At 69.6% G+C, this 2,318-nt stretch carries 1 protein-coding gene; it reads left to right on the forward strand.

The features are described from left to right. On the forward strand, nt 1-2,318 hold a 2,318-nt coding region (locus tag GTY96_RS36960; protein WP_161667163.1), incomplete at both ends, for a condensation domain-containing protein.

Consider the following 2,318-nt stretch of genomic DNA (forward strand, 5'->3'; position numbering starts at 1 on the left):
CTGCGCCTCGGCCTCCCCGAGTACATGGTGCCCTCCGCCTTCCTCGTGCTCGACGCCCTGCCCCTCAACTCCAACGGAAAGGTCGACCGCAAGGCCCTCCCCGAGCCGGAGGCCCCCCAGGCCACCCACTCCTACGTGGCCCCTCGCACCGAAGCCGAGGCCTCTCTCGCCTCCATCTGGGCCGAAGTCCTCCGTTTGCCCCAGGTTGGCGTGAAGGACTCCTTCTTCGAACTTGGCGGACACTCCCTCCTCGCCACCCAGGTGGTGTCTCGCGTCCGCTCCGAGTTCGGCGTGGAACTCCCCCTCCGCGCGCTCTTCGAGTCCCCCACCATCGAAGCTCTCGCGGGGCGGCTGTCAGGCCTCGCGCGGACGCACGCGACACGGATCACCCGTGCCTCGCATGAAGGCCCACTGCCGCTGTCGTTCGCGCAGCAGCGTCTGTGGCTCATTGATCAGCTCGAACCGGGCAGTGCCCTCTACAACGTACCGGTGGCGGTGCGGCTGGACGGCCATTTGCGCCCAGCGGTGTTGGAGCGTGCCCTGCAGGAAGTCGTGCGCCGTCACGACACCCTGCGCACGACCTTCAGTCAGGTGGAAGGCGAACCCGTCCAGGTCATCCATCCTGACAATCCCATGCGGCTGGGCCTCGTGGACCTCACGGACGTACCGGCCGCGCAGCGTGAGACCGAGGCCCGGGCGTGCGTGGAGCAGGAGATGCGCCGCCCCTTCGATCTGCGCACGGGCCCCCTCGTTCGCGCGCTGCTCTTCAAGCTGGCCGAACGAGAGCATGCGCTTGTCGTCACCCTGCACCACATCGTCTCCGACGGCTGGTCCCTGGGCATCTTGGTCCGCGAGGTGGGCGCGCTCTACTCGGCCTTCTCCGAGGAGCGGCCCTCACCTCTGCCCGCGCTTCCGGTGCGGTACGCGGATTACGCAGCCTGGCAGCGCCGCACGCTGAGCGGCGAGGCGCTGCGTCGAGAAGTGGCCTACTGGGAAGGGAATCTCTCCGGCGCGCCCGCCATCCTGGAGCTGCCCACCGACAGGCCGCGTCCGGCCATCCGCGGCACCTCGGGCGCGACCTTCCGGTTCACCCTGTCCCGTGAACTGACGGAAGGCTTGCGGAGTCTGGCGCACCGCGAGGGCGGCTCGCTCTTCATGGTGCTGCTCGCGGCCTGGCAGGCCCTGCTGTCGCGCTACACGGGCCAGCAGGACATCAACGTCGGATCGCCCATCGCCGGCCGCACCCGCGCCGAGACGGAAGGTCTCATCGGCTTCTTCGTCAACACGCTCGTCCTGAGGGCGAAGCTGGAGGACGGGCAGTCGTTCCGTGCGCTGCTCCAGCAGGTCCGCGCCACGGTCCTGGAGGCCTACGAGCACCAGGAGGTGCCATTCGAGAAGCTGGTCGAAGCGCTCCAGCCGGTGCGCAGCCTCAGCCACACCCCGCTCTTCCAGACGCTGCTGGCGCTCCAGAACGTGCCCACGGAAGACCTGCGGCTGCCGGACCTCCGTCTGCGGGGCATGGACACGGCGCATCCGACGTCGAAGTTCGACGTGAGTGTCTTCTTCACGGAGACGACGGCGGGCCTGCACGGCACGCTCGAGTACAACAAGGACCTCTTCGACCACGGCACCCTGCAACGGATGGCCGGCCACCTGCGCACGCTGCTGGACGCCGTGGCCACCCATCCCGACCAATCCCTGGCCGAGCTCCCACTGCTCTCCAGCGAGGAGCGTCAGCGCCTGCTCGTGGACTGGAACCCCTCCGCGGTCGCCAGTCCCACGGACCTCCCCGTCCACGTCCACTTCGCCCGGCAGGCCGCGCGCACGCCGGACGCCGTGGCCCTCGCGCTGGGAGACGCCACGTTGACGTATGCCCGACTGGACGCGCGCGCGAATCAGCTGGCGCACCACCTGCGCTCGCTCGGCATCGCCCCAGGAGCCCGCGTCGGCCTCGCCGTCGAGCGGTCCTTCGAGTTGGTGGTGGCCATCCTGGCCATCCTGAAGGCGGGCGCGGCCTACGTCCCCGTGGACCGCAATGCCCCCGTGGAGCGCATCGCCGCCCTGCTCGACGACGCCGACGTCCACGTCGTCGTCACCCACCAGCCCTTCGCCTCACTGCTCCCGGCCACCGGCACTCGTGTCTGGCTGGATGCCCAGGCCCACGACATCGCCGCGCTGCCGGCCCATGCGCCGGACATCCTCCTCGACGGCCAATCGCTCGCCTACGTCATGTTCACCTCTGGCTCCACCGGCAGGCCCAAGGGCGTCTGCGTTCCCCACCGCGGCATCACCCGCCTGGTGCTCGGCAACACCTTCAT

The sequence above is a fragment of the Corallococcus silvisoli genome (assembly GCF_009909145.1).
GTDB classification, from domain to species: domain Bacteria; phylum Myxococcota; class Myxococcia; order Myxococcales; family Myxococcaceae; genus Corallococcus; species Corallococcus silvisoli.